The following is a 15,449-nucleotide window of genomic DNA, read 5'->3' as shown; positions in this document are numbered from 1 at the left end:
TCGCCGCTGATCAGCGTTTTGGCGCGACTGCTTCGAAGCTCAAGCCGAACCGCAGGAGATACTTGCGTAGCCTGTCGGCATCGTTGCCACTGGTCTTCAGCTTGCGTGACTGTGCGAACAATGCGCGGCCAGCGGCGCTGAGTGAACTGCTTTCACGACAGACCTTCAGGACCGCCGCCAGCTGTGCGCGATCGAACAGGTCGAGACCGTCCGCATCATCCGCACCAAGCACCTCCCGCAGCATATCGTCTGATGCATCGATGCCGGAACCGGCACGCCACAAGCCGCTGAGGCCGGCGATCTCGTCGCGGACGGTCTCTTCATTGATCCGACCCTGCGGCGCCAGCGTGGCCATCCGGGTGACGGAAGCCGACAGGTCACGGAAATTCGCCCTCCAAGAAGCTTCTGGCGCCATGGCGAAGGCCAGATACAGCGCGCGGGCCTCCTTGTTGAAAGTCACGTTCTGCCCCTCGCGCTGGCCGAACCGCCGCAGTTCGAAGTCCAGATTGGGTTCGATGTCCTCCTTGCGATCGGCAAGCCCAGGCAACTGGAACGTCCAGAGATTGAGACGGGCGAAGAGATCCTCGCGAAAGCGCCCTTCGCGGACGCCAATCGAAAGATCCCGGTTGGTTCCGGCCAGCAACTGGAAATCGGATGTGGTGTCCCTGTCGGCACCGACCGCCAGGAAGCGCTTTTCCTCGATGGCACGCAGGCACATCGCCTGCTCATCCAGCCCAAGTTCGCCGATCTCGTCGAGAAACAGGACGCCCTTGTCGGCGGACTTCATCAGCCCGGCCCGCTCGTTGTGCGCGCCCGTAAACGCGCCTTTGACATGGCCGAAAAGAGTGGACATAGCCTGATCGCCGCGCAGCGTGGCGCAATTGACCTCGATGAAGGCACCGGAAACTTGCCGTTGCGCCTGCTTCAGCTCGTAGATCCGCCTTGCCAGCTGCGACTTGCCCGCTCCGGTCGGCCCTGTCAGCAAAACCGGCGCGCGCGAACGGATCGTCACCTTCTCGATCCGTTCGATCATCTGGTTGAAGGCGGCATTGCGGGTGGCGATGCCGGATTTCAGAAAGGACGTCGCCTCGTTTCGTTCCGCTTGGAAACGCGTCGCGATCGCATCGTAGCGCGACAGGTCGAGATCGATGATCGAATGGTTGCCGGAGAGATCCGCCTTCGGCTCTCCCCGCCTCGGCGGCGACAATTGCAGCAGCCGCCCCGGAATAAACCGCGCCTCGGTCAAGAGGAACCAGCATATCTGCGCCACATGCGTGCCGGTGGTGATGTTGACGAGATAGTCCTCTCGCTCCGGATCGAACGGATAGGCATGGGCGAATTCACGCAGGCCGGTATAGACCTCGCTGAAATCCCAGGGGTCCTTCATCGCAATCACGTGCTGCCGGACTCCCGTTGCTGGCGACACCTGTCCGATATCGGCAATCACCTGCTTGGCCAGCCCTGCCGAATGGGCATCGTGGACCAGTTCCAGCCGATCGATGAACAGCCCCTGCTGCTGGCACAGCGCCACGGTGGGGCGCCACCGCTGCCAGCGATCCTCGCGGCCGCCGACATCAAGCGTAGTTCCGAGGATTCCGATCGCTACACGACGGCGCATCTCTTATCCATTTGTCTAATCTCTTATCCAAATGCATATCATCATGTCACTGCCTGCAACAACCAATTCTCCTGGCATTCGCCGCGCCAGAAGTTTGTTTTGTTTATTTTCAATTAGTTAGAGAAAATCTTCAGCTAATCCCGCCCCTCTTTTGCAAACTGGCACGCGACTTGAAATGTAGTTTGCGTGAACAGAAGGATGAAAGAGATGGCAAACAAATCCGTGTTTGCGACGATTGCGGGAAAGCTGCTCCCGCGCGCCGACGCCAGGAATCATGAGGGTGCCCAGGCCTATGGTCTGACCCCGCACCAGGCGCTGGCACAGCTGGCATCGACGGGAACGTTCAACGCGACCTTCTATGCCGATGCGCGGGAGCAGCTGGATGAGGTTCTCAAGCTTGCCTGGCAGGTCGAGCCGGACTTTCTGGCCAAGACCGCCGTACATGCTTTCGAACGCGGCTACATGAAAGACATGCCCGTCCTTCTTCTCGCCGTCCTGTCACAGATGCAGGGCAGCGAGTTCGAGCGTGCCTTCGGTCGAGTCGTCAGGAACGGCAAGATGCTGCGCAACTTCGTGCAGGTCATGAGGTCCGGAGCGACGGGGCGCAAATCCTTGGGCACGCGTCCCAAGCGGCTGGTGCAGAAATGGCTGGAGCAGGCCGGCGACGTCGAAATTATGCGTGCGGCCGTCGGCAACGACCCTTCATTGGCAGACGTCATCAAGATGGTTCACCCGAAGCCGGTCTCGGCCTCGCGTGAGGCTCTTTATGGCTACCTCATCGGCAAGCCGTACGATGTCGACGCGTTGCCAGACGTGGCGAAGGCTTTCGAGGCGTTCAAGCGTGATCCGTCGCGCCCCCTGCCGGCTGTGCCGTTCCAGATGCTGACGTCCGTGCGGCTGACCAGGGAGCATTGGGTACAGATCGCCGAAACGGCCGGCTGGCAGATGCTGCGGCAGAACCTCAACACCTTTGCGCGCAACGGCGTGTTCGAGGTGGAAGGGTTCGCGGAAAAGCTGGCCAGGCGCCTGAGCAACGAGGGTGAGGTACGTCGGTCGCGGGTGTTCCCCTACCAGTTGATGGTGGCGTTCAACAATCTCGTCGAAGGCGTGCCGCCGGTGATCAGGGACGCGTTGCAGGATGCGATGGAACTGGCGATTGCCAATGTTCCGAGCTTCGAGGGGAATGTCGTCATCTGCCCGGACGTCTCCGGTTCGATGGGTTCTCCCGTGACTGGATACCGCAGAGGTTCGACGACGGCGGTACGCTGCATCGATGTGGCTGCCCTGGTGGCCGCCTCACTGCTGCGACGCAACCCGAACGCCAGGGTCCTGCCCTTCGAAGGTGATGTGGTGGACATCCACCTCAACGCTCGCGATACGGTGATGACCAACGCACAGAAGCTCGCCGCAATCGGCGGTGGCGCAACAAACTGTTCGGCGCCGCTTGCCAGGCTGGTGAAGCAGCGTGCCAGGGTCGATCTGGTGGTGTTCGTGTCGGACAACGAGTCCTGGCTGGACAATCGGTCACGAACGCGTCACGGCACGGCAACGATGCAGAACTGGCGCAAGCTGAAGCAGGATAATCCGCAGGCCAAGCTGGTCTGCATCGATATCCAGCCGAACACCACGACCCAGGCCTGGGGAGGACCAGACGTGCTCAACATCGGGGGCTTCTCCGACCAGGTCTTTGCGGTGATCGGCACCATGCTGGCATCGAATGGCGATCCGGACCACTGGGTTCGGACGATCGACGCCACCGAACTTTGATCAGGCTCCCGGCGGCAACAGCAGCCGGGAGCAAGCAGGACGAGCATGACGAATGCCGATGGAACTACAGGTCAGCAACCTCCGGGTCGCGGGTTCGAATCCCGTCGGGTCCTCCAACATGGACCCGTAGCTCAGTGGATAGAGCAGGTGTCACCGTAAGGTAATGTTTCATCACTCTTGTCGTCATGCCCAGCGCATCGAGTCGCGAACGGCAACGGGAAAGGAAGAAGACAGACTGTGACGAATGCCTTTGGAACTACATCAGACGCTTCGTGTCGCGGGTTCGATCCCCGCCGGTCCCGACACCATGGGGCCGTAGCTCAGCGGTAGAGCAGAAGCAGGGTTTCAAAATCCGTTGTCGTCACATCTTGAAAACACGGACGCGGCGAATGCCGGATGGAACTACAGCACCAGATCGGGAAATCCGTGAGGTTCGACTCCTCACCAACTGCATGCGCTCTCTGGCACGAGCGGGACCCCGGGGTTTCATCACACTTTGTCGCCGCGTCCGAAACGAATTGGCGAATGCAGGCAGGACTACAGGGATAGAGCGCCCACGTCGAAAGACGTCGGGAGGTCGGGTGTTCAAACCACCCCTTCGATCGCCAGGCAGGTTGACGCCCTGGGAAACGAAAGTAGCTCAGTTTCGTCCTGCCGCTCTTGTCGCCGGTCGAGACACAGCAAGTCGAATGCCTGCCGGACTACATCTGGCGCTGGGTGGTTCGATCCCACCCCGTCTGTCCTTCCCGGACAGGCGGAAGTCCGGCAAATGATTGTCGTCTGCTGTGTTGGCAAATGAGCGAATGAAAGTGAGACCACAAGTAGATGTTGCCCGCCGAGCGGGTGATGGAAGGCTGAATTTTCAAAGCCTTGCTTTCCTGAGCATCCGCGTGTCGTCTTGATGCAATTCGGCCGCGGTCGCGGCCAGTTTGAAAGCAACTGACATGAAAGAAGTATTGAGCGGACAGGATTTGATCGACGCGGGCATGCGCCAGGGAAAGTGGTTCGCGCCCGCGCTCGCCGCAGCCAACGAACTCCTGGATAACGGGGGATCGCATGCCGAAGCCCTCGAGACCGCGCTCGGTTTCGCGCCGCCGCCGACAGTGCCGCTGCACGCGTCCGGCGCGATCCCGTTCCACCTCAACATCGAGGCTGAAACGCCGGATGAGCAAGCAAACATCGACGCTGTCGCCGCCAGCATGCGGGCGCTGATGCGCACCCCTGTGGTTCGCGCCGGCGCGATCATGCCCGATGCTTGTCCGGCAGGTCCGTCTGGTACGATCCCGGTCGGCGGCATTGCCGTATCTGAAGCCATACATCCCGGCATGCACTCGGCCGACATCTGCTGCTCCATGGCCATCTCGGTGTTTCCCGGCGTGGCGCCAGCGGCATTGCTCGACGCGGTGCATGGGGTCACCCATTTCGGACCGGGCGGACGGCCGCGCGGCCAGCAACTGCGTCCAGATGCAGCGCTCCTTGAGCGCTTTGCAGCAAACAGGCTGTTGAGCGACACCACGAGCGCGGCGATCGAACATTTCGGGACGCAGGGTGACGGCAACCATTTCGCCTATGTCGGCACGATCAAGTCGACCGGCGAGACCGCACTGGTGACGCATCACGGTTCGCGTTCGCCGGGCGCCCGTCTCTACACCAAGGGTATGAAGATCGCCGAAGCGGTTCGCAAGGAAAAATCGCCGGAAACCCTGCCGCAGAACGCCTGGATTCCGGCCGACACAGCAGAAGGCGATCTCTACTGGGAAGCTTTGCAGGCCATTCGCGAATGGACCAAGGGCAACCATTTGATCATCCACGACATGGCGGCCGAGAAATTGTCGGCAAGTGTGTCCGACCGGTTCTGGAACGAACACAACTTTGTCTTCCGCCGCTCGGATGGCCTGTTCTACCACGGCAAGGGCGCGACACCGGCCTTTGACGGATGGGCGCGCGATGCCACCGACCTGACGCTGATCCCGCTCAACATGGCGGAGCCAGTGCTGATCGTGCGCGGCAAGAACGCCGAGAACGGGCTCGGCTTCTCGCCTCACGGGGCGGGACGCAACTACTCGCGCACCCAGCACAAGCGACAGCAGGCCGGGCGAAGCGACGCCGAAATCTTTGCTGCGGAGACGAAGGGAATCGACGCCCGTTTCTTCTCCGGAAGAACCGATATTTCGGAGTTGCCAAGCGCCTACAAGAACGCCGCCGCCGTACGGCGCCAGATCGAGCGCTACGGCCTGGCCGAAGTCGTCGACGAGGTGCTGCCGTATGGTTGCATCATGGCCGGCGACTGGCAGTCCGACGCGCCCTGGCGCAAGAAGCGTCAGGCGCGCCAGGAATAGTCCAGCTGCCTTGGATACGACGTCGAATGCGGAATTCGCCAATCCGCATTTGACGATCACCTGATTGCGACTTTGGCCGTAACCTCAGCGCACCGCGTTGACCAAAGCCGACAGCATCGCCTGCGGCTTGTAGCGCAGTTTGGACGGCGTCAGGCCGAGCCGAACAACGACCAGATTGGCCGACGGCACCATTGCCACCGTCTGGCCGTCATGGCCCTGCATCCAGAAACAGTCGTCGGGGAGGCCGAAGCCGACGTCGGGATTTTCGCCTTCCGGCGTGCCGCCCTCCGGCCCCTGCAGCCACAGCTGGCCACGGCCGTACTCGCCACGCACGGCAGCCAGCGCGCTTTCGCGCATCCATGCGACATAGCCTTCGGGCAGGATGCGGGCGCCGTTCCAGACACCGTCCTGCAGCAGGAACTGGCCGAAACGCGCCCAATCATGCGCCGTGGCGTAGAGATAGGACGATCCGGCGAAGGTGCCGCGCGCATCGGCCTCCAGCACCGCACTGGTCATGCCAAGCGGCCCGAACAGTCTTTCGCGCGGCCAGGCCAAGGCCTTGGCCGGGTCGCCGACAGCGTCCTGCCAAAGCCGCGACAGAAGCAGCGTCGTGCCGCTGGAATAGGAGAACGTCTTGCCAACCTCGGCCGCCAGCGGCTTGGCCGCAGCGAAGCTTGCCATGTCGGGTTCGAGATAGAGCATACGGGTGACGTCGGTGACGTCGCCGTAGTCCTCGTTGAATTCCAGCCCGCTCGACATCGCCATCAGGTCGGCCAGGCTGATCGCGGCGCGGCCGTCGGCCTTCCAGGGCTCGAACAGCCCCGTCTTGTCGACCGACATCTTGCCGTCGCCGACGAGCGTGCCGATGATCGCGGCGGTCACCGTCTTTGTCATCGACCAGCCGAGCAGCGGGGTCGAAGCAGCAAACCCGGCGCCATAGCGTTCACCGACGATCCGGCCGTTCTGCACGACGACGATGGCGCGCATGCCGGGACCGGCCAGCGCCGCATCGTCGAGAACGGCTGTGATCGCCGGGTTCTGCGACGCATCGACCTTCTCGCCCTCCGGCCAAAGCGCCTCGGCATTGGCTGCGGGTGCCGCCGGAACGGCGCCGAGTGCGGCGGCAGCGACATCTCCATCCGGAACGTTGCTGCAACCGGCGCCGTCATGGGCAACGGCAAGTCCTCTGCCGAAGACGCCGAACAGGCCGGCGCGCACCGTCCCGGCACTCTGGTCGACGCGCACCGACATCAGCCTGAGCAGCGGATGGCCCGGCGCCTGGACATCGTCGGCCAGCACCTGATTGGCGTCGCGGCCGGCGAGGAAGACATTGGAGCAGACGATCTTGGCGGCATAACCGGAGCCGACGCGGATCAGCGCCGGCGGCGCAAAGTAGAGCCAGGCCGACAAGCCGACGACCGCCAAGACAATGAGGGCGACCAGCCATTTCAGGATCTTGCCGATGATGCGCATTGCTTTCCCCGCCCCCGACGTCATGCGTCCGCCATGGAATTGCCGTCATTCCTCCGCCAAATCTTTGAGGCTGTCGAGCGCGATCAACGGTTTATCAACCATGATCGGCGATCACAGAGGGGGATGTACGGTGTCTCGGGGAAACCGCTGATCCATCGGAATAGTATCCGGGCCGCAGGGCCTGCCCCATAAACGATATACTCTGGCCGGTTCCTGCCGGCCGCAAGGAGAATTAATGCGCCGCGCTTCGGCTCTTGTGCTGCTCGCCTTCCTCGGCGCTTGCTCGACCTCCGACACCATGTCGCTTGGACCTGTCGGCAATGCCGGCAGCATGGCCTCCGTTTCGGTCAAGAACCCGCGCTTCAGCGACAGCGATCCGCACCAGTGGGAAAGCGGCGCGCCCTGGACCTATGCCGTGCACGGCACCGACGTTTCGAAGTACCAGACCTCGATCGACTGGCAGCAGGCCAAGGGCAGCGGCATTTCCTTCGCCTTCATCAAGGCGACCGAGGGCGGCGACCGCGTCGACGACTATTTCGCCGAGCACTGGCGCGAAACCAAGTCCGCCGGCGTGCCGCGCGGCGCCTACCATTTCTACTATTTCTGCCGGCCTGCCGCCGAGCAGGCGCGCTGGTACATCCAGAACGTACCGAATGAGCGCTCGTCGCTGCCGCCGATCCTCGACATGGAATGGAACCCGCAATCACCGAGCTGCAAGCTTCGTCCGCCCGCCGCCACCGTGCGCAGCGAGATGAAGATCTTCCTCGAAATGGTCGAGAGCCACTACGGCAAGAAGCCGATCATCTACACCTCGATCGATTTCTTCGACGACAACAACCTGTCGACGTTCCGCGGTTACCCCTACTGGCTGCGCTCTGTCGCCGGCCACCCGACGTCGCGTTATGGCAGCCACCCCTTCACCTTCTGGCAGTACACCGGCACCGGTGTCGTGCCTGGTATCAGGGGCGACGCCGACATCAACGTCTTCAACGGCAGCGAAGCCCACTGGAAGAAGTGGCTCGCCGCCAACACCAGATAGTCCGGACTGCACCTCCGGGCTGCGCATTTCGCATGGCAGATGCGACAAGAAGAGGGGGTGCGGCCCTCGCCCGGGTTCTGTAGAAGGCACGGCAAGACATTGAGCTGGCCGTCTGCCTGCTTTCGCCGTTACGCGAAGGCCTGACCGGTCAAGCAGGAGAGCTGCCCATGAAGTTGCTGAGCAAGGCGCTGGTCGCCGCCCTTTTCGTCACCGCCGCAATGCCGGCAAACGCGCAGAATACTGCCGCCGTCACTCCGGCCGTGCCGCCCGTGGCGACATCCGAATGCGGCGACGACTTCGCTACTTGGAAGCAGAACCTCGCCAACGAGGCCCGCGCCGCGGGAGTCGGCGAGAAGGGTCTGTCGGCGCTGGCAAACGCTGCCCTTGATCCCAAGGTGCTTGAGCGCGACCGCGCCCAGGGCGTATTCGCCCAGACCTTCACGCAGTTCTCGGAACGCATGATCAGCGACTATCGACTGAAGCACGGTGTCGCCAATCTGCAGAAATACGGCCAGTACTTCACCATGGCCGAGCAGGAATTCGGCGTGCCGGGCCCGGTCATCGCCGCCTTCTGGGCACTGGAAACCGACTTCGGTGCGGTGCAGGGCAACTTCAACTCGCTCAACGCACTGGTCACGCTGGCGCATGACTGCCGCCGCCCCGACCTGTTTCGCCCGCAGGTGCTGCCGCTTCTGACCCTGATCGACCGCAACGTGCTGCCCGCCGACGTCCAGGGTGCCTGGGCCGGCGAGATCGGCCAGACCCAGATCCTGCCCTCCGACTATCTGGCGCGCGGCGTCGATGGCGACGGCGACGGCATCGTCGACCTGCGCAACACCCCTGCCGACGTCATCCTGACCACCGGCAAGAAAATCCAGTCGCGTGGCTGGAAGCGCGGCGAGCCGTGGATCGAAGAGGTCCGAGTGCCTCAGGAAATGGCGTGGGAAGAAACCGGCCGCACCAACAAGCAGCCGCTCTCCCGCTGGGCTGCGATGGGCGTCACCATGCGCGACGGCACGCCGCTCAAGGATATCGGCCTGAAAGCCGGTATCGTCCTGCCCATGGGCCGCAAGGGTCCGGCCTTCCTGACCTACGACAATTACGACGTCTATCTCGAATGGAACCAGTCGGCGACCTATACGCTGACGGCAGCGCACCTCGCCGCCCGTCTCGCCGGCCAGCCGGCCTTCGACCGAGGCAACCCCGACGCCGGTTTGACCGGCGAAGCGATGAAGCAGTTGCAGCAGAAGCTTCACGACAAGGGCTACGACGTCGGTGGCATCGACGGCATCCTCGGCACCAACACCCGCGAGGCCATCCGCCAGGAACAGATGCGCCTCAAGCTGCCTGTCGACGGCTGGCCGACGGACGAGCTGCTGGCCAACCTCTGAGCGAACAGGAAGTGGGGAAGCGCTTTGCCTTTCCCGCTACATCTGCACTATTCGCCACTCGCTATCGTTCAAAACAACGCCGCGGCGCTCGCGTGCCGCGGCTGCCAGCCGAGTTCGGCACGCGCCTTGTCTCCACTCAGCCGCTGGCTGATCGCATAGCCGCGCGCCCACGCACCGAGCCGCTCCGCAGCCTCATCGACGCTGACGACACGCAATTCGGGGCGCTCGACGCCCAGATGATCCGCCACGCCTGAGACGATCGCGCCGACGGCAATGCCTGAAATGGCCGAGCCGTTGTACACGGAGCCGGGCCGCGCCCATTCCATTGTCCTGAGATAAAGGTCCGCCAGATCATCGGCGTGGACCAGCGGCCAGACGATCTCGGGCGAGCCTATGACGTCAACCGCATGGCCTGCGCGCAGAGCGTCGATGAACGACGAAAACACGCCGCCTTCGCCGGAATAGACCATCGCAGGATGGATGACGGCGCCTTCTACTTCCGGCGCCTCCAGCACGCGCCGCATATTGTCGATCATCCAGTCGAAGGCCGGCAGCGGATCAAACGTGCTTCCTTCCGTGGCCACTTGCTCGCCGGTCGCCCCGAACAGCCAGCAGCCGCCGGTGTAGACGAAGCGCGGCCGCTTGGGCATCGCACCGAGCACCGGCAGCAGTGCATCAAGCATCGCCGTCTCGACCTCGCCCATGTCGTCGCCGAAATCAGCGGCAGCGTGGATCACCGCGTCCACCGGCGGAACCCTGGCCGCCCATTCGCCTGGCGCACGCAAGTCGCCGAGCAAAGGCGCAGCGCCTGCTGTCCTCAAGCGTTCGGCCGATGCCTCGGAACGGGCAAGGCCAACCACCTCATGGCCGCCCTCGACCAGGCACTGCAGAATGTGGCGACCGATGAAGCCGGTACCGCCGAGAAGGAAAACATGCATGAAAATGGTCACTTGGCGAAAGTTGAGAAGATCTTGAGTAGCGTAGATCGGAGCAGTTGCGCGGCAATTCAAGCCGCGCCGCTATCCTCTGCCGGCTACGTCCTATCCGCTCGTCCCTCACTCCGCCGCCATCGTCTCCAGACTGGCAAAACCTTGCGGCGCATCGCCCTCGTCGAACGGCGTCGTCACCTCGACGAAAGTGTCGGGATAGAAGCCGTTGAACCGGGTGCGCAGCGACAAGGAGTAGGCCCCGATATGGCCGATCTCGATCCAGTCGCCGGTGTCGATCGTCTCCGGCAGCCAGAACGGCCGGGACAGGATGTCGACGGAATCGCAGGTCGCTCCGCAGACCTTGAACGGCACGATCTTGTCGGCGTCGCCATTGCGGGTGCGGATCGCCGGATCCGGGATGAAGCGCGCCGGCAACGTGATCTTGCCTGTCCAGGAATCCGACAGTGACGCCCAGATGCCGTCATTGATGTAGAGCCGCCTGCCCTTGCGCAAAAGCACCCGCACGATCAGCGACAGACAGCGCGCCACGATCACGCGGCCCGGCTCGGCGACGAGCGGCATCTCGTCGAAATTGTACTCCTTCAGGTCGGCGCGGAAGCGCGACATGATCTGGCCGATCGAGGGCATGACCGGCTTCTTCGAGTTCGGATCATGGCCATACTCGGCCGGGAAGCCGCCGCCGACGTCGAGCCCGGCAAGGTCGAAGCTGATGCGGTTGCGCACCCAGTCGACGGAAGCGAGCGCCCGCTCATAGGTATCGGGGTCCTCGATCTGGCTGCCGACATGGAAGCACAGACCGACCTTGTAGCCATTGCGGTTGAGCCGTTCGCAAAGTTCGACCGCATTGGCCGGCCCGGCACCAAATTTCTTCGACAGCTCGTAAGCGGCCGATCCCTTGGTCTGCACCCGCACAAAGACGGTGATCGCACCTGGATCGATGTCGAGCGCCCTGACCACGCGGTTCAGCTTGTTGATCTCGTCCTCGTGGTCGACCGCGATCACCCTGATGCCATAGGTCTCCAGCGCCAGCCTGATATCGGACTGCGCCTTGACCGGATGCATGTAGATCATCTCGGCTTCGGCAGAGACCTCCCTCACCGCCGCGAACTCGCCGGGCGAAGCCACGTCGAACATCGTCACGCCGGCCTCGACCAACGCCTTGAGCACGATCAGTTCGCCATTGGTCTTGACCGCATAGGCGGTCCGGCCGGGGAACATCTCCATGAAGGCGCGGGCGTCTGTCTTCAAAACCTCCGGCCGGAAGCAATAAACCGGAGCATCGGGGCGAAGAGCGAGGGCTGCCTCGCGTGCATTCTCGAATCGCTGCATGGAAGCTCCTCGTTTGCCGGTCGAAATCTAAACCAAGCGGTCCGCGATGCAACCCGACAGGACTTGGCAGGAGTGTTGCGTCAGCCAATGGAATCGGGTGGCCCTACCCGAGGATCGCGCGTAGCTGTCGAATGTGACGAAGCGAAGAAGGAAGCGGACATGAATGCACGCGACTGGGCCAGGCTGTTGCTTCTGGGCGTTATCTGGGGCGGGTCGTTCTTCTGCGTGCATATTGCGGTCGCCGAGATCGCGCCGCTCAAGCTGGTGCTGTTCCGCGTGCTGATCGCCGGCGCGGCGCTGCACCTCTTCCTGCTTTTGCGCGGCCCTTCCTTCCGCCTCGCTTTACCCCATGCCGGCATCCTGTTCGGCCTCGCCGTGCTGAACAACGTCATCCCGTTTTCGCTGATCTGCCTCGGCCAGACCGAGATAGGCGCCGGCCTCGCCTCGGTGCTCAACGCCACCACGCCGTTCTGGACGCTGGTGATCGCAAATGCCTTCACCAGCGACGAGAAGCTGAACTGGAACAAGCTGGCAGGCATAGGACTGGGCATTGCAGGCACTGCCATCATGGTTGGTCCGGGTATTGTGGCAGGACTGGGCGGCCCGGTCTGGGCCAAATTCGCCCTTGTTGGCGCTTCGCTCTCCTACGCACTGGCCCTGATGGTCGCTCGCCGCCTCCGTGGCGTGCCGCCGACGATCATCGCAACCGGCCAACTGACCGCATCCAGCATCATCATGGTGCCGATCGTGCTGGCCCTCTACGGAACATCTGGCCTGTTTGAAGCCAGCGCCAACGCCTGGCTGGCCACGTTCGGGCTGGCCCTGGTGGCCACCGCCTTCGCCTACATCCTGTTCTTCAAGCTGGTCGCATCGGCCGGTGCCACCAACACCTCGCTGGTCACGTTGATCGTGCCGGCAAGCGCCATGCTTTTGTCTGTGAGTTTCCTCGGCGAACGCCTGGAGCCATTCGAACTGGGCGGCATGGCGCTGATCGCGCTTGGGCTCATCACCATCGACGGACGGTTGTTCAGGCGGCGCCAGCCGGCAGGCGCATGAGCGCAAGATCGCATCGGCGTTCGTGAAGGCGACGCCTGGATAGGGATTGCTGCAGTGCCGAGTTGCGCGGCAGACCGGGCGCGCGTGGCACTGTTGTGGCTAATCGATTAGCCACAATTTCTCCACAACCCTTGCCGGTGTGTTTACCAAGCAAATCCAACGGCTAAGCGCGAAAAACGCGTCGTATTTCCCACAATCTTGTCGCAATGCAGCACATTTTTCGCTTGTGTGTGACCGAAATGACCCTAGATTCCGGCCTGTGGCTTGCAAACAGGAGGCTATGCATGGGACTGACTAGGTCAATCAATGCAGTCATGATTTGCGCTGCCTTTGCCTTCATCGGCGCGCTTATTGTCGGAGTTCTTCCATAGGCCGCTCACGGCGGAAGACGAAAGCACCTCCAAGGTGAAAGCTTCGAAAAGGCCGGGATCACCCTCCCGGCCTTTTTGATTCCGCCTTGTTTGATTCCGCCTTGCCAATTCCGACTTGCCTCAGGCTGCGGCCGAACCCTGCACCACTGGCTGCGGCCGGATGCCGATCATATGGCACACCGCCACCACCAGGTCGGCGCGGTTCATCGTGTAGAAATGGAAGTCGTTGACGCCGCGTTCGACGAGGTCGAGCACCTGCTCCACCGCCACGGCCGACGCCACCAGCGCATGCGTCTGCGGGTCCCTGTCCAATCCCTCGAAGCGTTCGGCCAGCCAGCCCGGCACATGCGCGCCGCAGCGCGAAGCAAAATTGGCAACCTGTGTGAAGCTGTGGATCGGCAGCACACCCGGCACGATCGGGATGTAGATGCCGGCCTTGCGGGCACGCTCGACGTAACGCTCGTAAAGATCGTTGTCGAAGAAGAACTGGGTCACCGCACGCGTCGCGCCATTGTCGACCTTGCGCTTCAGCATGTCGAAATCGGTAGCGAAATCAGGGCTTTCCGGGTGCTTCTCCGGGTAGGCCGAGACCGAGATGTCGAAATCGCCCTGCGCCTTCAGTGCACCGACGAGCTCGGCGCCATTGGCATAGCCGCCAGGATGCGGCTGGTAGGCAGCGCCCACGCCCTCCTTGGGATCGCCGCGCAACGCGACGAAGCGTTTGACACCCATGGCGGCGAACTCTGCGATCACCTGGTCGACCTCCTCGCGGGTCGCGTCGACGCAGGTCATGTGCGCGGCGGGCGTCAGCGTCGATTCCTCAAGGATGCGCTTGACCGTGCGGGCGGTGCGCTCGCGGGTCGAACCGCCGGCGCCATAGGTCACCGAGACGAACTGCGGGCGAAGCGGCTCGAGCCGGGTCACCGTCTCCCAAAGGCGCGCCTCCATGTCATCGTTCTTCGGCGGGAAGAACTCGAAGGAAACGCGAATCTTGTTGCCGATGTCGGAACGCCTGGAGAGCGGAAATTGGTTCATCAGGCGGTTTCCCTTTGGGCTTGCAGTTCAGGATTGGGATCGGCGACCAGCACGCGCTTGTCGCGCGCCAGCCAAAGCTTGACGGTGAGGCTCGCCTTGGTTGACGAGCGTGGTTCGAATTCCTGGGTCTCTTCCAGCTCCAGCCCGGTTTCGGACAACCAATCCTCGATCTGCCGGTCGGAGAAGCCGAGGCGCGCATGCGCATGCTCGGAGCGCAGGAAATCCAGCCCGTGCGGCGCAAAGTCGACGATCACCAGCCGGCCCGAGGGGCGCAACAGCCGCGCCGCCTCCTGGATGGCGCGGGCCGGATCGTCGAGATAGTGCAGCACTTGGTGAATGGTGACGAGGTCGAAGGCGTCGCGCTCGACCGGCGGCGAAAAGATGTCGCCTTGGCGCACCTGCGCGTTGGCCACGCCCGCCTTGTCGAGATTGGCGCGGGCAACGGCCAGCATCTCGCGCGACTGGTCGATGCCGACGCCGCGGCGATAGAGCGAGGCAAATATCTCAAGCAGCCGACCGGTGCCGGTGCCAAGGTCGAGCATTGACTGGAACGGCCGCTTGCCGACCAGCTTGACGAGTGCGGCTTCCACCGCGCGATCAGGTGCATGCAGCGAGCGCAATTCGTCCCAGCTCGCGGCATTGGCGCTGAAATAGCGGGCGGCGCGCTCCTGGCGCTTGTGCTTGACGTCGTCGAGGCGTTCGAAATCGCGCATCACCTGGCTGTCGGTGGTGTCGATGCTTGACACCAGCCCCTGCACGAAACCGCGCGCCTGGTCGGAGTCCGAAAGACGGAAGAAGGCCCAGGAACCTTCCTGGTAGCGGTCGATCAGCCCTGCCTCGAGCAACAGCTTGAGGTGGCGCGAAACGCGCGGCTGCGACTGGCCGAGGATCTCGGTCAGGTCGGAGACCGTCAGGTCGCCACGTGAAAGCAGCGTCAGGATGCGAAGTCGGCTGGATTCGGCTGCCGCCTTCAAGGTATCTACCATGGTGTCGAGCGTCACATGCATCGGCTTTGGTTCTCGCCAAAAGACATAAACATATCTTTATGTGACGCAGTTAGCGATTGCAACGCCCAATGTCG

11 protein-coding genes are annotated in these 15,449 nt (G+C 62.9%); 5 read left to right on the top strand and 6 right to left on the bottom strand.

Going from position 1 to position 15,449, the window contains the following annotated elements:
- Window positions 1-10: 10 nt before the first annotated feature.
- Window positions 11-1,618 (bottom strand): RNA repair transcriptional activator RtcR, encoded by a 1,608-nt coding sequence (gene rtcR / locus DY201_RS12075; protein WP_115731410.1) that lies wholly within the window; start codon window positions 1,616-1,618, stop codon window positions 11-13.
- Window positions 1,619-1,825: 207 nt separating this feature from the next.
- Between rtcR and DY201_RS12070 the strand changes: the two genes are divergently transcribed.
- Both DY201_RS12070 and DY201_RS12065 read left to right on the top strand, forming a co-directional pair.
- Window positions 1,826-3,385 carry a vWA domain-containing protein gene (locus DY201_RS12070; protein ID WP_115733747.1) on the top strand — a complete coding sequence of 520 codons (1,560 nt, stop codon included), beginning with the start codon at window positions 1,826-1,828 and terminating at the stop codon, window positions 3,383-3,385.
- A 944-nt stretch (window positions 3,386-4,329) separates the two neighbouring features.
- Window positions 4,330-5,724 carry an RtcB family protein gene (locus tag DY201_RS12065; RefSeq protein ID WP_172582927.1) on the top strand — a complete coding sequence of 465 codons (1,395 nt, stop codon included), beginning with the start codon at window positions 4,330-4,332 and terminating at the stop codon, window positions 5,722-5,724.
- An 84-nt stretch (window positions 5,725-5,808) separates the two neighbouring features.
- On the opposite strand, the gene DY201_RS12060 is transcribed toward DY201_RS12065, so the two are convergent.
- The gene (locus tag DY201_RS12060; RefSeq protein WP_115731408.1) at window positions 5,809-7,197 is read right to left on the bottom strand and encodes a serine hydrolase domain-containing protein; all 1,389 of its coding nucleotides are present in this window, start codon (window positions 7,195-7,197) and stop codon (window positions 5,809-5,811) included.
- 235 nt (window positions 7,198-7,432) lie between these two features.
- Here DY201_RS12060 and DY201_RS12055 point away from each other — a divergent pair, with 235 nt between their 5' ends.
- Window positions 7,433-8,236, top strand: coding sequence for a glycoside hydrolase family 25 protein (locus DY201_RS12055; RefSeq protein WP_115731407.1), 804 nt, complete (start codon window positions 7,433-7,435; stop codon window positions 8,234-8,236).
- A 167-nt stretch (window positions 8,237-8,403) separates the two neighbouring features.
- Entirely contained in the window at window positions 8,404-9,627 is a 1,224-nt protein-coding gene (locus DY201_RS12050; RefSeq protein WP_115731406.1) for a lytic murein transglycosylase, read from the top strand.
- A gap of 68 nt (window positions 9,628-9,695) precedes the next feature.
- On the opposite strand, the gene DY201_RS12045 is transcribed toward DY201_RS12050, so the two are convergent.
- Together DY201_RS12045 and DY201_RS12040 are read right to left on the bottom strand one after the other, a co-directional pair.
- Window positions 9,696-10,565 (bottom strand): NAD-dependent epimerase/dehydratase family protein, encoded by an 870-nt coding sequence (locus DY201_RS12045; protein ID WP_131922438.1) that lies wholly within the window; start codon window positions 10,563-10,565, stop codon window positions 9,696-9,698.
- 117 nt (window positions 10,566-10,682) lie between these two features.
- On the bottom strand, window positions 10,683-11,906 hold the full coding sequence (locus DY201_RS12040; RefSeq protein ID WP_115731404.1) for an alanine racemase: 1,224 nt from the start codon (window positions 11,904-11,906) through the stop codon (window positions 10,683-10,685).
- Between the two features lie 159 nt (window positions 11,907-12,065).
- Between DY201_RS12040 and DY201_RS12035 the strand changes: the two genes are divergently transcribed.
- Window positions 12,066-12,962, top strand: a complete 897-nt coding sequence (locus DY201_RS12035) for a DMT family transporter (protein ID WP_115731403.1) — start codon at window positions 12,066-12,068, stop codon at window positions 12,960-12,962.
- A gap of 491 nt (window positions 12,963-13,453) precedes the next feature.
- On the opposite strand, the gene metF is transcribed toward DY201_RS12035, so the two are convergent.
- Both metF and DY201_RS12025 read right to left on the bottom strand, forming a co-directional pair.
- A complete protein-coding gene (metF, locus tag DY201_RS12030; protein ID WP_115731402.1) occupies window positions 13,454-14,368 on the bottom strand; it encodes a methylenetetrahydrofolate reductase [NAD(P)H] in 915 nt (304 codons plus the stop codon).
- Entirely contained in the window at window positions 14,368-15,375 is a 1,008-nt protein-coding gene (locus tag DY201_RS12025; protein WP_115731401.1) for an ArsR/SmtB family transcription factor, read from the bottom strand. Before DY201_RS12025 ends, metF begins: the two co-directional genes overlap by 1 nt.
- Window positions 15,376-15,449 lie beyond the last annotated feature (74 nt).

It is taken from the genome of Aminobacter aminovorans (genome assembly GCF_900445235.1).
Classification (GTDB): domain Bacteria; phylum Pseudomonadota; class Alphaproteobacteria; order Rhizobiales; family Rhizobiaceae; genus Aminobacter; species Aminobacter aminovorans.
This window is presented reverse-complemented; position numbering and strand designations above follow the sequence as displayed.

What these genes read in the sequence shown, in the direction of transcription:
- DY201_RS12065 (WP_172582927.1), top strand. Translation starts at nt 4,330, where the DNA reads ATGAAAGAAGTATTGAGCGGACAGGATTTGATCGACGCGGGCATGCGC.
- DY201_RS12055 (WP_115731407.1), top strand. Translation starts at nt 7,433, where the DNA reads ATGCGCCGCGCTTCGGCTCTTGTGCTGCTCGCCTTCCTCGGCGCTTGC.
- DY201_RS12025 (WP_115731401.1), bottom strand. Translation starts at nt 15,375, where the DNA reads ATGCATGTGACGCTCGACACCATGGTAGATACCTTGAAGGCGGCAGCC.
- DY201_RS12040 (WP_115731404.1), bottom strand. Translation starts at nt 11,906, where the DNA reads ATGCAGCGATTCGAGAATGCACGCGAGGCAGCCCTCGCTCTTCGCCCC.
- DY201_RS12035 (WP_115731403.1), top strand. Translation starts at nt 12,066, where the DNA reads ATGAATGCACGCGACTGGGCCAGGCTGTTGCTTCTGGGCGTTATCTGG.
- DY201_RS12060 (WP_115731408.1), bottom strand. Translation starts at nt 7,197, where the DNA reads ATGCGCATCATCGGCAAGATCCTGAAATGGCTGGTCGCCCTCATTGTC.
- rtcR (WP_115731410.1), bottom strand. Translation starts at nt 1,618, where the DNA reads ATGCGCCGTCGTGTAGCGATCGGAATCCTCGGAACTACGCTTGATGTC.
- DY201_RS12070 (WP_115733747.1), top strand. Translation starts at nt 1,826, where the DNA reads ATGGCAAACAAATCCGTGTTTGCGACGATTGCGGGAAAGCTGCTCCCG.
- DY201_RS12050 (WP_115731406.1), top strand. Translation starts at nt 8,404, where the DNA reads ATGAAGTTGCTGAGCAAGGCGCTGGTCGCCGCCCTTTTCGTCACCGCC.
- metF (WP_115731402.1), bottom strand. Translation starts at nt 14,368, where the DNA reads ATGAACCAATTTCCGCTCTCCAGGCGTTCCGACATCGGCAACAAGATT.
- DY201_RS12045 (WP_131922438.1), bottom strand. Translation starts at nt 10,565, where the DNA reads ATGCATGTTTTCCTTCTCGGCGGTACCGGCTTCATCGGTCGCCACATT.